Raw genomic sequence first — 14,767 nt, forward strand, 5'->3', positions numbered from 1 at the left:
AGCCGGAATTGGCCAAGGTGCTGGAGCTAGCGGAATATTTCCCCGGCGGCGGTACTCAGTTCGAGCAGCCGCTGGATGCCGCAGTGGAGCTGATCCAGCGCAAGAAGCTGCGCCGCGCCGATGTGGTGTTTATCACCGATGGCGAATGCCAGGTAGGGCCACAATGGCTGGCCGCTCTCAACCAGCGCAAGGCCGACCTGGATTTCAAGATCTTCGGCATCCTGGTTGACGTAACCGGTAGCGGTGAGCTGAGCACCTTGGCTCAGTTCAGCGATCGGGTTAGTTCGGTACGTCAGCTCACCGCGCAAGCCGGTCGCGAGATCTTTTTGCAAATCTAGCCGCGCCCGTTGCTTGTCTGCTGTTTTCGCTCATCGGCTGCACGCGAGGCGGCAAATGTCAGCGCCAATGATTGCAGGCAGGATCCGGCTTGGCGCTGAAGTGGGTCGAGCTGACGATATAATAACGCCCGGTCCAGTGGTGGTGCTCAAAGCGATAGCAAGGCGCCATCCCGTGGCATCCAGGATCGTCATCCCAGACCTGATCGCTGGTGATGAAGCCTTTGCGCACCGGAGCCAAGCAGGCCGACGCTCCCACCAGAACGTAAGGCTCGTCCTCGGCTACCCACTGGCCGTGGCTGTCCTTATCAAATATCAGCCAAGGCATATCCCCGACGCTAGGAGTGTCCCAAAGCGCAAAACCCAATTCCTGGATGTCACGATCGCCAGCGAGGTGGCCGCAGTAAAGGTAAATCGGCGGGGTTGACGCGGCTTGGCGCAACCATTGTTCGCCGGCTTGACTCAATATTTGATGCACCAATCCGATTGCGCAATCCCGATTGGCCCGGGGTAATTCGCCGTCGTCCTTCAGTGGTCGGGAAACATAACGTCCTGCGTGCCACACCCAGACCGTGCGCCAACTCTTGACCATGGTGAAAGCATCGTGCCGCCAGTGCCAGAGCTGATGCACGGTATGTTGGGCAAACTCGATTTGCAGGGTGTCCGCGCCCACCATCGTCAGATCCGCATCATGAGGTAGCAGGCTGTTTTGAACCAGGCGCCAGCGGGTGGCGGGATTGGCGGAACCGACCCTTTGATAGACCGTAAACGCCATTCGATGGGCCAACGGGCGCACGAAGCCGATGACCGCACGGGTGTGCAGCGCGCCACAGAACGAGGTTGCGGCAACGCCGTGACCGTTTCCCCTGCGATCCGAATGACAGACAGCCAGCGCTGGAGCCAGGCCGCAGGACGGATCATCGGCATAGTTGTAGGCGCCGGGAACCGTGGATTTGTTCGTCTTATGGAGCGCTATTACAGGGTTGGCCTTTTGCTCCACCACCTTACCCAGGGCGGCAGTGGCGAAATCGCCGCCGCGATGCATCTGAGTGGCCAGTTGCTGGTAGGCATTCATTGATTGCGGAGTGCAGGCTGCCACACTCTGGTTCTGCGCGCGGGCCCGGCCCTGACCAAGCGCCAGCAGGCTGATTGCCGCGCCTAGGGCGGTCAGCCAGATTGCGGTCGTGCTCCGCCTGTTATGGTTTGCAATTGCCGGGTTGCGCACGCGCTTTTTTCCTCTTCGGGGAGGAGTTTTGGGTGCGTCGAAGACCCGAGAAAGCGCCGATTTCAGGGGCCGAGGTCGTTTGCTGGTTCCCCGGTGTCCGTTGCGTTGCCGGTAAAGTCGGGAGCTACCGAACAACACAGCTCGAAGCTGGTGCCTATCAAGGGCTGAGCATCGTAGCTTTCAATGGCGCCGTCCGCGGTGACGTACACCGCCTGGTAGCTGGGCTCGCCCAGCGCACGCTTGACTGCGAAGACGTAGTAGCGCCCCGCTTCCAAGGGCTCGGGATCTCCGTTGGCAGGCAACACCTTGACGAAATTTTTGGGCAGTACGCCATAAATGATTTCGCTCGGAGCATAGGGCTTAACGTCGCGCCCGAACATCGTCCCGCTCAGTCCCAAATCCACCGTGATCTGCCAGTTGGGCTCCCCGCCATCGAATCGTACCACGCTTATCACACCGTTGCTCTGCTTGCGGGTCCGAATCAGAGTGGCGGAGCTGTATTTGGTGACCGTCATGCTCTCAAGATAGTCGCCGGGATGGGTATAGATGATGTTCAGCTTGGCCCCAGGGCCCGGCGGCGGGGTAGCGGTCGCTTGCGGCGTGGGCTGGTTGAGGGCGCTTGGGGCTGGAGCCGATTGCGCCTTGAACCAGCTACAACCGCCCAGCTCCAGCGCGACGCAAGCCAACAGTAGGGCGGCGGTCAGGTTGACGATCGAGCGAAAGCTAGTCACGTGAGCTCTGGTACCGGTAGTTGGTAAAGTTCGGGGGCAAGTGTGCGCGAACGGCGTCAGCGGGTGAAGTCGATCGGCTGGCTGCAGGCATCGCCACCGGCATTGTAATCGTAAACCAAGCGCCCACCATAATCCGCTCCCACGGTCATGACCGCGACCAGTGCTATCAACAGGAGGACAAAAAAAGGGCGTGTTCGCCCGGGAAAGGGCGGAGCCAGGCCGGCCCACAGTGTGCCTACCGTCGCCAAGCCGACTGTGACCAACATCAGGTGCTCGTGGTGGAGCAGCAGGTGGTTGCGAACCGAGCGCGCCACCATCACGCCGTCCTCGGCATAAAGCCCAGTCGCCGCCGCCACCCACGCCCCCACCGTGCCCAGGATTAGCATCCAAAAGGCCAGCCACGCCCATCGGGGCCGGCCGGCTATCCAGGTGGCTAGATAAAGCATGACCGCCACGCTGAGCAGAGCCAAGGGATAGTGGACCACCAGAGGATGGATATTCTGCAGGTGGGCCGCACCCGGCAATAGGGTAGCCAGGGTCACTTCAGCGACTTGACGGTGAGAAAGGTGCTCCCTCCGCTGTGGAGCACGTTACCAGTGATCGTGACTTGCTGTTCCATATGATTGAAGACCGAAGCGGGCAGGGCGGCAGCATCGCGGGCCGGAAGCAGCACATAGAGCTTATGGGAGCCTTTTTCAAGCAGCCCGACCGGAGCGCCGTTCTTGACGCATTTGAGGGCGCAAGCGGCGTGAGAGCTGCCATGCGCGCCCATCGTGGTGTAGCAAAAGGTATCGATTAGGCTGCCGGTTACCGCGGTCGTTCCGGCCGCGTAAGCCTCTGCACCCAGACTTAGGGACAACACGAGTGCGCCTAGCATCACCCATCTCATCGTTCGGTCCTCCGAATGCCAACCGTGGCCGATCACCAAGCCTTCGAGCCCGGCCAAGGAAAAATTGGGGTGGGGCGACTCGACGCTCATCGCCGGCCCGAGCGAATCACCGCGGGCGCTTGAGTGCCCACTAGCCATTCCCGGAAGCGAGAGCGGCGATGGCCGGTCTCGGCTGTGACCCCGACCTGCTGCAGCTGATCGCTGATAATTTGCTTGAGTTCGCGGTTAAGCCGCTCAATCTCGAACTCCTCGGGATGGCTGATGCCGTTGTCGGCGCTAAGCCGGCGCCGGCCGTAAAGTTGTTGGAAGCGCAGCTCGGCTTTGGCAACCAGGTTGCGATAGCGTTCGTCCAGCGCGCGCAAGCGTTCGTTGGCGCGCGCCAAAGTGCTGAACCAAGCCCGCATCCGGAACCATTCCAGCAGTGCCAAGCCGGTTATTCCCAGCATCAGGATTGTTGCCCCCAGCGCCACCGCGGTCACTCGTCTCCACCAGGGCAGCACCTGCACTTCACGCTGCAGGTTGAGGCGCTGAACAGAGAGCGCTTGCAACTGATTGGTCAGTTCCTGCCGCTGCTGGCGAGCATCTTGAAGTTGGGTCTGCAATACCGCCTGCTGCGTTTGCAGGTCGGCGATCTTTTGTTCCAAGTCAGCCACTTGCGCGCTGAAAGGATTGGGGATGTGCAGGGTGGCGCCGCTCTCCAAGCGGCCATCAGAATACGCGCGATTGTGACGGATAAGCTCCGTCAGCGAAACATGAAAGTTATCGGCTATCGCGCCCAAGGTATCTCCCGGGCGTACGATGTATATCAAGTCGCCGCTGGAGTGACGCGTCGGGGCGGGCAGCGGCGCAGCGGGTGCCGCGCGCGAGGCGCTTGGCGGTGGCAACAGGTCGCGCTCTTGCAGCGCCTGGAGTTGCCCCGAGGGTGGTTCACCAGTGGTGGCGGTCCACGATGGAGCGGAGTCGGCACTTACGTGGGTGACAATCTGGGCCCGCGCCTGGGCGGTGATTACCAGCGCTCCCAGTAGGATACCCGCGGCAAACCCTCGCCAGTGACCTGTGGCAGTCGCGGCCGACGAGAGTGGAGACCCGAGCTTCCCGGTTACTCCTGCGAGCGATCCCATCACAGAGGCCATATTTCTTTTACCATAGTGCTTCGCCAAGCTAATGCAAAGGGCACAAAAGCCACGCCGTGGCTTCCCCCCGCGGACCGGCATTGCTAAACACCGGGCTCACTCGCTGCTTCGACGCTCAGGCGTTTGTTTGCGCAACCAAGCCAGATATTCCTGGTTGCCCGCAGGTCCCTTGAGCGGCGACGCGACTGTGCCCAAGGTGGCAAAGCCCAGCTCCCGCGCGTGCTGCAACACCGCCTCCACCGCAGCTTGGTGCAATTTGATGTCGCGAACCACGCCGCCCTTGCCAATTTGCCCCTTGCCGACCTCGAATTGAGGCTTGATTAGCGGCACGATGTCGGCGTGAGATGCGGCCACAGCCGCGATCGCCGGCAAGACAAGCCTAAGCGAAATAAAGCTGGCGTCGATTGTGATCAATTCGGGTGCGAAAGGTAGCGCTTGCGGGGTGAGGAAGCGCACGTTGCAGCGCTCCATGACGATCACCCGCGGGTCGGTGCGCAAACGCATCGCGAGCTGGCCGTAGCCTACGTCCAAGGCGATAACCTGGCGTGCGCCGCGGCTGAGCAGCAGATCGGTGAAGCCGCCCGTGGAGGCACCTACGTCCAGCGCCAGGCGACCGGCCACCGTGATTGGAAAACGATCGAGGGCTGCTTGCAATTTGTGGGCGCCGCGGCTGGCATACGGGTCGCGTCCGCTCAGGACCTCAATCAGAGCATTCTCAGTTACATTGAGGTCGGGCTTTGAGGCGGGGCGGGAGTTTACGCGGACTAATCCCGCCATGATCAGAAGCTGAGCGCTGCGGCGGCTGGAGGCTAAGCCGCGGCGGGCCAATTCGACATCAAGCCGCTGGCGCATGCCAGAGCGCGCGTGGCGGATGCCTACGCGCCCTCGTCCTCATCCTCGCCGGCGGGTTCGCGGTAGGCAGCGGTGCGCAATTGGCCCTGGTTGTCGCGCACCAGCACTTCGATCTTCTTTTCCACTTCATCGAGCTTCTGGTTGAGCGCGCGCACCAGTGCGACACCGCGCTCGAAGGCCTGGATCGACTCCTCCAGCGGGAGCTCGCCGCTATCGATACGCGCCACAATCGCTTCCAGGTCGGCCAAGCCGTCTTCGAACTTCTGATTGTTGGAGTCCGCCTTGGGCGGAGTGGAATTGGCCATGATGCCGCACGCTCCCTGCGATGCTATCGGATTTTACCTGCGCCGTGGGCTTAAAGCTCGCGCCGACGGACCAGCGCGTGCAAGCGCCCGCGCCACAACTGAATTTCTACCTCTTGGCCGGCCTCGACCCGGGCCGCATCGGTGACGACCTTACCATCGCGCGGATCAGTGACCACGGCGTAGCCGCGCTCGACCACCCGCAGCGGGGAGAGCGAATTGAGCAGGCCAACCATCTGCGCTAGCTGGCGGCGCTCGCGGGCTACTGCGCGCGGTCCAGCCTCCAACAAGCGCTGGCGCACAACCTCCAGGTTTTGGCGATAGCCGCGCACGCGCGCCTGCAATTGGTGAGGCGAGAGCTTGCCGGCCAGATGGCCGGTACGCAGCCGCTCGCGATGCAAATATGAAGATAAGCCGCGCGCCAGGTCCAGTGCCAGCCGCGCCACTCGCTCACGCATCTGGGCGGGGGCAGGACGCGGTTGGCGAAGTCGCTCGCTCATCGCCGCCAGGGCCAGCCGGCGCGCGCGCAGATGACGCTGCAGCGCCACCGACAACTCGGCATTGGCTTCATCCAGCCGCTGGCGCTGCTGGCGGACGATCGCACCAGGATTGCGAACGTGGCGAGCCAGATGGACCAATTCGCGCCGATGACGCGCGACTTCGCCACGCATCGCACTCAGCAGCATTTCGCCGCTGCTATGCAGACGCTGCTGCAGCTCGACTTTCGCGGCGGTGACCATTTGCGCGGCGGCGGTGGGGGTAGGCGCGCGCTGATCGGCGACAAAGTCCGCCAGCGTATAATCTATCTCATGGCCGACGGCTGAAATCACTGGGATGGCGGAGGCGAAGATGGCGCGCACCACCGGCTCCTCGTTGAAGGCCCACAAATCTTCCAGGGAGCCGCCGCCACGTCCCACAATAATCACTTCGGCGCGTCCGTCGCGATTGAGATCCTCCAGCGCCTGGGCGATATCTTGAGCGGCCCCTTCTCCCTGCACGCGGGCCGGCCGAATCAAAAGCCGTACGTTGGGATTACGGCTTAGAATGATCGCCAACATGTCGCGTATGGCGGCTCCACGCAGCGCGGTTATCAACCCGATGGTGCGGGGCAGAAAGGGCAACGGCCGTTTGCGCGCGCCGTCGAACAGCCCTTCGGCCAGCAGCCGCTGCTTGAGCTGCTCCAACGCCAGTTGCAACTTGCCCAGCCCGCGCGGCTCGATTTCTTCGGCATAAAATTGCAGGGCGCCGCGCGGCTCGTAGAGCGAAATCCGACCCCGCACCAGCACCTGCATCCCGTCGGCTACCTTGAGCCGCAGCCGTGCCGCGGCGGTGCGGAACATCACCACCGCCAGCGCGCTGTGGCTATCCTTGAGGGTGAGATAAAGGTGACCGGAGGGGGCCAGCCGGCAGTTGGATATTTCACCCATCACCCAGCACTCCTCAAGCCCGCTCTCCAAGGTGTCGCGGGCCCGGCGCACGAGCTGACTGACCGTCAGCGCGGGCGCGCGGGGCGGCTGCAGGGAAAATTCCAATTGCCCGTCCATCGCGGCTCAACTTACCAGAGCGCCGCGGGCCGTTTCCATCCGGGGGGGAGGGCGGTGCTCTTCGCAGCGGGGCTGGGTGTGTTGTAAGCTTGCGCACAGGAGCGGGCGGTCGCTGGGCGCGACTAGACACGCAGCGCCGGCTTTTCGATGCTCCCGCCCAAGGAGTCTTTCAATGCTTAAAGTTGGTGACATTGCCCCAGATTTCACCGCGACCACCGATGAGGGTAAGCCCCTCAGCTTGAACAGCTTGCGCGGCAGCAAAGTGTTGTTGTGGTTCTATCCCAAAGCCGACACCCCGGGTTGCACCGCTGAGGGTTGCTCGCTGCGCGACAATTTCGATCATTATCAAAGCCACGGGGTCCAGATTTTGGGAGTTAGCGTGGATTCGGTGGCGGACAACGCGGCCTTCGTTAAGAAGTTCTCGTTTCCCTTTCGCCTGCTGTGCGATACCGACCGGTCGATTTCGGTTGCCTACGGCGCGTGCGAGGGGCCCAATGCCAGTCGCGCCAGCCGGATAAGCTACTTGATCGACGAGCAGGGCAAGATCGAGCGAGCCTATCCCGGGGTCAATCCGCGCGAGCACGCGGCTCAGGTGCTAAGCGACCTGCACGGCTGATTTTAATCTTACGGCGCAGCCTCGCGACGCGAGGCTGCGCGGGCCACAAGGCTCGCGACCGCCAAAGACCCTCCGCCAGTGCGATCTACCCGCAGGACTGGCGAAAATAATTTGAAGAGATGGTGCCTACGCTCAGGGGGGAGCCTTTTCAAGGAAAGGAGCTAAGGAAGCTAAGGTTTCTAAGTGCTCTAACAACGAGGCAAAACTTCCTTAAACTTGCTCTGGTCGGTTCACGTAACAGAGACCGAAGTCCACCGACATCGAGGCCGTCACGCCCTGTTTTGTTGATGAGCTGCCGGCCGTAATCGATGACCTCGAGGCCCATCCATCCCTAGCGATGGTTGAACCCGCCGATACCGCTTACGGATATTTTTCAGCCATCCGAGGGAGCACGGAGCGCGAACGACCGAAGTCGGCGCCGGGGCGTGGGAGACAATTCGCGGTTCGGCCTAAAACGCCGATGGTTTGCAGGTCGCGCTGCCTCAAACCTTTTTTGTCGTGCTTGCACTTTGCCGGAACAACGCTCTAGCATTAGAACCGTCTTGAGGTACTACACGCTTGGCCTAATGTAATGGCGCAACCTGGGGGTTGCGGGAGGCAGTCATGCCGACCGATGCGTTGTTTAGTCCCGACGGCTTAGTAGTCCTGGGGGTCCTGGTCTTTTTGGTCGCCGGTTCGTTTCTCTTCTTTCGTCCGCGCGGCCACTGACCAAGCCCGATCGGCGGGTTGGCGCGCATGAGCCTGGGCTCGCGGTCGGTGAGCGGCGGGCTTTTAGGTGGGCGCGGCTTTAGCGATAGCGGCGGGGGTCAAGGCCGCCATCAGATTAGCGGCCAATTCGACCAGCAGCTTGGCCAGCGGCAGGTCGGGATATTCCCGGATGAACGGGCGTCCACTGTCGGCGCATTCCGCCAACCGGCTATCGAAGGGCAAGTGACCGAAGCTAGGCAGGCCGAACTCGCGGCTCAAGGTCGCACCGTCGGCGTTAGGCAGGAGTGGGCGCACGGTGTGGCATCCGCCGCAATAAAAACCCTGAAGATTTTCCAACAGGCCGAGACTTGCGATGCCGCTGGCGCGCGCGAGCCGCAAGGCGCGGCGAGTGGCATTGGTGGACAAGCGCGAATTGGTCATTAGCCACAGCACACGCGCCTGGGGAATGTAGCGGGCCAACTCGATCACCGGCGCCACTCCCACCGGCAAATCGACGACCAGCAGATCGAGGGCTCCCAAGCGAGCTTGCGTTGCGATCCGCTCGATGGAAAGGGGTGTGATGCCTGCATCAGAGCCATTGAGGGCGCTCGTGGCCTCCTCGTGCAGGTCCAGCGGATGAGGATCAAAATCGGGGTCAGCCGCGATCACGCGAATGCCCAGCGGAGCACTGGTGGGTTCCAGCGTGCCTGGGACGAAGCTGCTGACGATACGGTTGACACCCAGGATGGTGGGCAGCGCGGGCGCACTGAAGTTGGCGTCGATGACGCCCACCTTGCACTTCTTCAAGACCAACGCGATCGCCAAGTTGGCGGCCAAGGTGCTCCTGCCGCAGCCGCCAGTGGCACTGGCCAGCGCCAGCACAGCTTTGACGCCAGCCAGGGCCGGAGTTTGCAGATTCAGTTCCTGGGGAATGACAGGCAGCTCGTGTGCCACGGATTCATATGCCAATTGGCGCCTCAATCCATTTACAATGACGCTTACGCTGGGATAGGTAAAGCGCTCTGTTCCCAGCCCGGCGCGGGTGGGCGCATGCAAGCTCAGTTATTTTCTTCTTCGTTTTCCGAGGAGCCCAGTTTGCGATAGGTGGTCCGGTCTTCTTCCATCCGGCGCTGAGTACGGGCCTCGCGCTCCTGATCCTGCTGACAGTCGCGGCACAGGCGGGTAAAGGGTAGCGCCTCCAAACGCTCCTCGCCGATTTCCAAACCACAGGCTTCGCACACCCCGTAACTGCCCTCGCTCAAGCGCTCCAAAGCATCCTCGATGGCGGTGAATTTGTTGCGCTCGCGATCGGTTAGAATAAAGTTGATCTCACGGTCGCGCTCCTCGGAGGCCAGGTCGTAGGTGTCCATCCCCTCGTCCTTGCTTCCTTCCCGCTCGGCGCGCAGGGCCGAGTCCATCTCCAGGCGCAACTTCTCCTTGAGTTCTTCCAGGCGTTGGCGGACCTTGGCAAGAAACTTTTTCCGGCTCGTGGAAGTCTTAGGCATGACTGACCATCCTTGAAGGCGTTTGGGTCGGTTCGATGACCGCGGCATGCAAGTCGTAGGTGAGCGCGCGCTCGATTCGCACGCGAACAAACTCGCCGGGCTGGGCCCGGCCACGGGCGAACACCAGCCCGTCGATATCGGGAGCTTGGCCGGCGCTGCGTCCACGCAGCCGAGTGGGCTGAGTTTCGGCTTGGCTTTCGACCAGGATTTCCATTTCCTGCCCCAGGTAGCGCTGATTGCGTGCCGCCGCGATTTCCGCCTGGACCGTCATCAGGCGCGCGCGCCGGGCGCGCTTCACCCGGCTCTCTACCTGTGGGCCCAAATCGTAAGCCGCGGTATTTTCCTCGCGCGAATAGGTAAACACGCCCACGCGATCGAACTGTTCCTGGCGCACAAAGTCGACCAATCGCGAAAATGCCGCCTCGCTCTCGCCCGGAAAGCCGACGATGAAGGAGGTTCGTATCACCACCTCCGGAATCCGCCGCCGGACGCGCTCCAGCAGCCTGTGCAAGCCATCGGCCGAGCGTTCCCGGCGCATCGCGCGCAGAACCTGATCGTCGCCATGCTGAAGCGGTATGTCGATATATTTTACCACCTGGGGTAGTTCCGCGATGGTTTCCAGCAACTCATCGGTTACAAAGTTAGGATAACAGTAGAGCAGGCGAATCCAGTGGATACCATCCACCGTCGCCAATTGGCGCAGCAATGCGGCCAGGCTGCTGGCGGGTCGCAGGTCGCGTCCGTACGCGGTCAAATCCTGGGCGATCAGATTGATTTCACGCACCCCACGTGCCGCCATCTGCGCCACCTCGGCGACAATCTCTCGCGGCGGGCGGCTTTCGTGGCGTCCCCGAATGGAGGGAATGATGCAAAAAGCACAACGATGGTCGCAGCCCTCGGAGACCTTGACGTAAGCAGTATAAAACGGCGTGCTCGCCACCCGCGCCATCGCAGCGCTGGGCAGTAGATGAGCGGCGCCGGCGTAGGCGAGGGCTTGATGCTCGGGAGCCTGGGTGCGGCGCAGCAGCTCAGGCAGTTCCAGGAAATTGCCGGTCCCGACGAAGATATCGACCTCAGGCAGCAATTCGCGCAATTCCTCGCCATAGCGCTGCGACAAACAGCCTGCGACTACCAGCCGGCGGCCTTCGCTCTGGCGCTTGAGTTCGGCGGCCTCCAGCACCGCATCGATCGATTCTTTCTTGGCCGATTCGATAAAGGCGCAAGTGTTGACGACCAGGACCTGGGCTTGCGCCGGGTCCAGACTGATCTCGAAGCCGGCCTGGGTCAACGCGCCCAGCATCAACTCGCTGTCGACCAGATTTTTGGGACAGCCCAGGCTGACCAGATGGACTTTTTCCATAACCTCAAAACATCGCTAGAATTTTGCACCCTTGGCGCCGCGGTTGGCGATCTTGCGTGCGAGGTACTTTAGCACTCCGCATGGACCCCGGCGCTCGCCGGTCATCCACAAGCGCTGGTGGAGTGCCGCGCTCGCGCAACAATCGAATCTGTCCACCTATCAAGGCAAGTATCTCTACTCTTGGCCCCCAGGTGGTGCAATCGCCTCCTCAGCGGGGTGTCGCGCCGGCCGCGGGAGCCGCGATTATGTCGGTACCGGGCGGGACTGTGAATTGGAATAGCGAGGCCGCCAGCGGCCGGTTGCGGTGCACGTTGGTGAAGACCAGGGAAGTCTTGTTGCCCAAGCCGTCGGTCAGGGTCACGGTGCGTAAGTCGTAGCTGTTCGGACCCACTCCCAGCACCAGCCGTTGGCCACCCCCTTTGGGCACCAGTGCCACCTGAAGCAGGCGACCGCTCTGGTCTTCGATGGGAGGCATCATGGTGGCGTTGAAATCGCGCTGCAAGTTGCCAAAGCCGAGCAGAAAGGCGACTGGGGCTGCGGATTGAAAAGCCCGTGCCAGCGGCATCTCCAAGACCTGTTGCAAGTCGGGCTGGTAGTCATAGACCTGATGGCCGTCGGAGACAATGGTCTCGCGATGGGGCGGGTTGAACTCCCAGCGAAAGCGCCCAGGTTTCTGATAATCCACGTGGCCGCTGCGTAGCGCGCGGTTGCCGCTGATACCGGCGATCTCTTCGGCGAAATCGGCGCTTAAAGTATGGGTTGACTGATAGTGGGTCTGAATTCGATTCAAAAGTCGCGCTAACCCGGCCGGCTCCGGCGCAGTGGTGGCGCTCCATCCGGCCACCCCTCCAAAGAGGGTCAGGATTGTCAGTCCCAGGCCGCAGCCGATAGTTGACAATTCGAGATGGCGTAACGATCGCATGGCAAGTGACTTTCCGGGCCACGAATGGCTGGTTGGGCCGTCATGCTCGGCTTCAACAATAGCGCGAGCGGCCGGCCATATAAACCGCGGGTGTGGCCGAGCGCAGGATTTTCACAAAGTTCGGCCCACCGCCGACCACAACGCCTCGCGCATTGCCGGCTCCGGCGCCGCCACCCCGTTTATCAATTCGAAAGCAATTACTCCCTGACCCAGCAGCATCCCGATTCCGTCGGCAGTGGCAAGGCCGCGGGCGCGGGCGGGTTTTAGGAACGAGGTGGTCTCACGGCGGTAAATCAGGTCATAGAACAGACAATCATCGGACGCCGCATCGTAGGCCAGTTCCGGAAAAGGCTCGCCCTGAAGGCCTATCGAGGTGGCGTTGATGACGGCCGCGGCCGACGCGATCAAGCTGGGATTGGCCAGGTCGGCCAGCCCGACAATCTCCAAATCAAGGCTGGGAAAACGGCGGCCCAGGCGCACTGCGCGGGCACGGGTACGATTGGCCAGATAAACCCGTTCCACGCCTGCGCGTTGCAAGGCCAGCAGCGCCGAGGCGGCGCCGCCGCCCGCACCGATCAGAACCACCTGACGCCCTCTGAGGCGGGTTCCAAGGCGTTGCAGATCGAGTTGTAACCCGCGAGCGTCGGTGTTGTCGCCCACCAATCGTCCGGCGCGATTGACGATACAGTTGACCACGCCCAGCAGGCGCGCTTCGTCACTCAACTCCGACAGTTGGCGGGCGGCGCGTTCCTTGTGGGGGACCGTGATATTGACCCCAAGGATACCCAGTCCTACCACCCCCCGTAGGGCGGCCTTGAGGCCGGCGGCGGGGACGTGAAAGGGAACGTAAACCCGGTTCATCGCCAGCGCCGCATACGCCGCGTTATGCATCACAGGAGAGAGCGAATGGGCAATCGGGTCGCCGATTACCCCGGCCACCTCGGTGGTGCCGCTTAAGGTGCACGTGGCGCGCTCAAGCACGGGCACGGCGGCGGATTTCATCGGCCGTGAAAAGGAAGGAGTAATCCAAGCCGGCGGCGGCAAAGGCAGCTGTCGCGCCCTCGCCGCGATCGACCAAGGCAAAGGCGTGGGTGACCGTGGCGCCGGCTTGGCGCAGGGCCTGAGCCGCGCTCAAGCTGGAGCCGCCGGTTGTAATGGTGTCGTCGATCACCGCGGTGGGGTCGGTGGGCTGGAAGGCGCCCTCGATCAATTGCTGCAAGCCGTGAGCCTTGGTCTCTTTGCGCACGAACAGGCCGCGCAGATCGGCGGCGCGGCGGCCGGCGGCGCATATGATGGCGTCGGTAATGGGCAGGGCGCCAGTGGCCAGACCACCCAGTTGCCTGACCCCGCTAGGCAGCACCAAATCGAGCATTAGATCGCCCGCCAGGAGCGCGCCTTGGGGTAAATATAGCGTACGCTTGGCGTCGATGTAGTAATTGGCGCGCCGGCCCGAAGCCAGGGTCAGCTCGCGTTCGAAATAGGAATTGGCTGCCAACAGTGCCAGCAATTCATCGCGTCGTTTGTCGATTGTCATCGCGGGCTCATCTAAGCGCAGCTCGCGCCCCCTGACAAGGTGGCCCGGTGGATTGTCGCCAGAGCTGGCTCTGACTATATTGACGCGATGTTTTTCGGTCCCTTCCTGCTGATTTACGGCTTCCTGTTCTTCCTACTCCTGGCCTTTTGGTTCATCCTGGTCGAAATCCACGTTATTGCCTATGCCTTCACTTTGGCCGGACTCCCGCCCGAGTTGGCCTTTGTGGCTCTGCTGGCCAGTCTAATGGGCAGTTGGATCAATATTCCCATCGCGCGGCTGCATGCCTCCCATCGCCATCCCCCCCAGGTGGTTCGCTATTACGGCGTGCGCTATCGGGTGCCCGAGCGCGATGACGCGGCTACGGTGCTGGCGGTCAACCTGGGAGGCGCTGTAGTTCCGCTGGTGGTGGCGATCTACCTGCTCAGCCATCAGATAGAAGTGCTGGAGCCGGCTGTACTGGCCACCGCGATCGTGGCTGTGGCGGTCAACTGGTTCGCTCGGCCGATCCCCGGCGTGGGGATCGCTACGCCGATGTTGGTTCCGCCGATCCTGGCGGCACTAGTGGCGTATCTTCTGGTAGGCTCGGCTCACGCCGGCACCGTAGCCTTTATCAGCGGGGTGCTGGGCACGCTTATCGGCGCCGATCTGGCCAATTTAGGCAAGATCAGCGATTTGGGCGCGCCGGTGGCCTCGATCGGCGGCGCGGGCACTTTCGACGGCATTTTTCTGACCGGAATTGTGGCGGTACTGTTGGCCTGATGGCTCAATGCTCCTCGCCGAGCAGAAAGAGCGAGGCCGCAATCACCAGGAAAATCAGATTGGGTAGCCAGGCTGCCATCCAGGGCGGGATCAGGCCCGAGCGGCCGAAGGAAGAGGTAAAGCCCAGCACTAACCAGTAGCCGAAAGCGATGCTCAGGCCCCAGGCGAAGCTGCGCCCCAGGGTGCTGCGGCGAGGCAACGGATCGAGATTCAGCGCTACCCCCACCGCCACCATCACCAGGCAGGCCAGCGGCATCGCGTACTTTAGATCGCGGTCGACCACGTAGCTGCCAGGTTCCAGCCCCTTGCGGCGCAGTGAATGGATATAGCGGTTGAGTTCGCCCAGGGTGAATTCCTCGGGATCGAGCCGCAC

General features: G+C 62.2%; 18 protein-coding genes. 3 read left to right on the forward strand and 15 right to left on the reverse strand.

The annotated features are described in order from the left end of the window. Window positions 1-338 (forward strand): hypothetical protein (locus VKV28_15190; protein HLH78147.1); only part of this gene is annotated, 338 nt, incomplete at its 5' end. Window positions 339-396: 58 nt separating this feature from the next. Here VKV28_15190 and VKV28_15195 read toward each other — a convergent pair. From VKV28_15195 to xseA, 8 genes are all read right to left on the reverse strand, one after another. Next, a complete protein-coding gene (locus tag VKV28_15195) occupies window positions 397-1,560 on the reverse strand; it encodes a hypothetical protein (GenBank protein ID HLH78148.1) in 1,164 nt (387 codons plus the stop codon). Window positions 1,561-1,622: 62 nt separating this feature from the next. Continuing rightward, a complete protein-coding gene (locus VKV28_15200) occupies window positions 1,623-2,291 on the reverse strand; it encodes a hypothetical protein (protein ID HLH78149.1) in 669 nt (222 codons plus the stop codon). 56 nt (window positions 2,292-2,347) lie between these two features. Further along, window positions 2,348-2,833 (reverse strand): DUF2231 domain-containing protein, encoded by a 486-nt coding sequence (locus tag VKV28_15205; GenBank protein ID HLH78150.1) that lies wholly within the window; start codon window positions 2,831-2,833, stop codon window positions 2,348-2,350. Continuing rightward, window positions 2,830-3,180, reverse strand: coding sequence for a hypothetical protein (locus VKV28_15210; protein ID HLH78151.1), 351 nt, complete (start codon window positions 3,178-3,180; stop codon window positions 2,830-2,832). Before VKV28_15210 ends, VKV28_15205 begins: the two co-directional genes overlap by 4 nt. An 86-nt stretch (window positions 3,181-3,266) precedes the next feature. Then, on the reverse strand, window positions 3,267-4,301 hold the full coding sequence (locus VKV28_15215) for a LysM peptidoglycan-binding domain-containing protein (GenBank protein ID HLH78152.1): 1,035 nt from the start codon (window positions 4,299-4,301) through the stop codon (window positions 3,267-3,269). 108 nt (window positions 4,302-4,409) lie between these two features. Beyond that, window positions 4,410-5,165, reverse strand: a complete 756-nt coding sequence (locus VKV28_15220) for a TlyA family RNA methyltransferase (protein HLH78153.1) — start codon at window positions 5,163-5,165, stop codon at window positions 4,410-4,412. Window positions 5,166-5,188: 23 nt separating this feature from the next. Then, window positions 5,189-5,470, reverse strand: coding sequence for an exodeoxyribonuclease VII small subunit (locus tag VKV28_15225; GenBank protein HLH78154.1), 282 nt, complete (start codon window positions 5,468-5,470; stop codon window positions 5,189-5,191). Window positions 5,471-5,520: 50 nt separating this feature from the next. Next, window positions 5,521-7,011, reverse strand: coding sequence for an exodeoxyribonuclease VII large subunit (xseA, locus tag VKV28_15230; protein ID HLH78155.1), 1,491 nt, complete (start codon window positions 7,009-7,011; stop codon window positions 5,521-5,523). A 172-nt stretch (window positions 7,012-7,183) separates the two neighbouring features. Here xseA and VKV28_15235 point away from each other — a divergent pair, with 172 nt between their 5' ends. Beyond that, window positions 7,184-7,627, forward strand: a complete 444-nt coding sequence (locus VKV28_15235; GenBank protein ID HLH78156.1) for a peroxiredoxin — start codon at window positions 7,184-7,186, stop codon at window positions 7,625-7,627. 771 nt (window positions 7,628-8,398) lie between these two features. Here the strand turns inward: VKV28_15235 and VKV28_15240 are convergent. From VKV28_15240 to pyrE, 6 genes are all read right to left on the reverse strand, one after another. Next, window positions 8,399-9,283 carry a P-loop NTPase gene (locus tag VKV28_15240; protein HLH78157.1) on the reverse strand — a complete coding sequence of 295 codons (885 nt, stop codon included), beginning with the start codon at window positions 9,281-9,283 and terminating at the stop codon, window positions 8,399-8,401. A gap of 89 nt (window positions 9,284-9,372) precedes the next feature. After that, entirely contained in the window at window positions 9,373-9,819 is a 447-nt protein-coding gene (locus tag VKV28_15245) for a TraR/DksA C4-type zinc finger protein (GenBank protein ID HLH78158.1), read from the reverse strand. After that, the gene (gene rimO / locus VKV28_15250) at window positions 9,812-11,179 is read right to left on the reverse strand and encodes a 30S ribosomal protein S12 methylthiotransferase RimO (protein ID HLH78159.1); all 1,368 of its coding nucleotides are present in this window, start codon (window positions 11,177-11,179) and stop codon (window positions 9,812-9,814) included. The genes VKV28_15245 and rimO overlap by 8 nt, the downstream gene beginning before the upstream one ends. A gap of 208 nt (window positions 11,180-11,387) precedes the next feature. Continuing rightward, the gene (locus VKV28_15255) at window positions 11,388-12,101 is read right to left on the reverse strand and encodes an outer membrane lipoprotein carrier protein LolA (protein ID HLH78160.1); all 714 of its coding nucleotides are present in this window, start codon (window positions 12,099-12,101) and stop codon (window positions 11,388-11,390) included. 111 nt (window positions 12,102-12,212) lie between these two features. Then, window positions 12,213-13,103, reverse strand: a complete 891-nt coding sequence (gene aroE, locus VKV28_15260; GenBank protein ID HLH78161.1) for a shikimate dehydrogenase — start codon at window positions 13,101-13,103, stop codon at window positions 12,213-12,215. Then, window positions 13,075-13,635 (reverse strand): orotate phosphoribosyltransferase, encoded by a 561-nt coding sequence (pyrE, locus tag VKV28_15265; protein HLH78162.1) that lies wholly within the window; start codon window positions 13,633-13,635, stop codon window positions 13,075-13,077. Before pyrE ends, aroE begins: the two co-directional genes overlap by 29 nt. Window positions 13,636-13,722: 87 nt before the next feature. On the opposite strand from pyrE, the gene VKV28_15270 reads away from it, so the two are divergent. Then, window positions 13,723-14,394 carry a DUF1614 domain-containing protein gene (locus VKV28_15270; protein HLH78163.1) on the forward strand — a complete coding sequence of 224 codons (672 nt, stop codon included), beginning with the start codon at window positions 13,723-13,725 and terminating at the stop codon, window positions 14,392-14,394. Between the two features lie 4 nt (window positions 14,395-14,398). Here the strand turns inward: VKV28_15270 and VKV28_15275 are convergent. Then, a partial coding sequence (locus VKV28_15275; GenBank protein HLH78164.1) for an LptF/LptG family permease occupies window positions 14,399-14,767 on the reverse strand: 369 nt, incomplete at its 5' end.

The sequence above is a fragment of the Candidatus Binataceae bacterium genome (genome assembly GCA_035294265.1).
In the GTDB taxonomy this organism is placed as follows: Bacteria; Desulfobacterota; Binatia; order Binatales; family Binataceae; genus DATGLK01.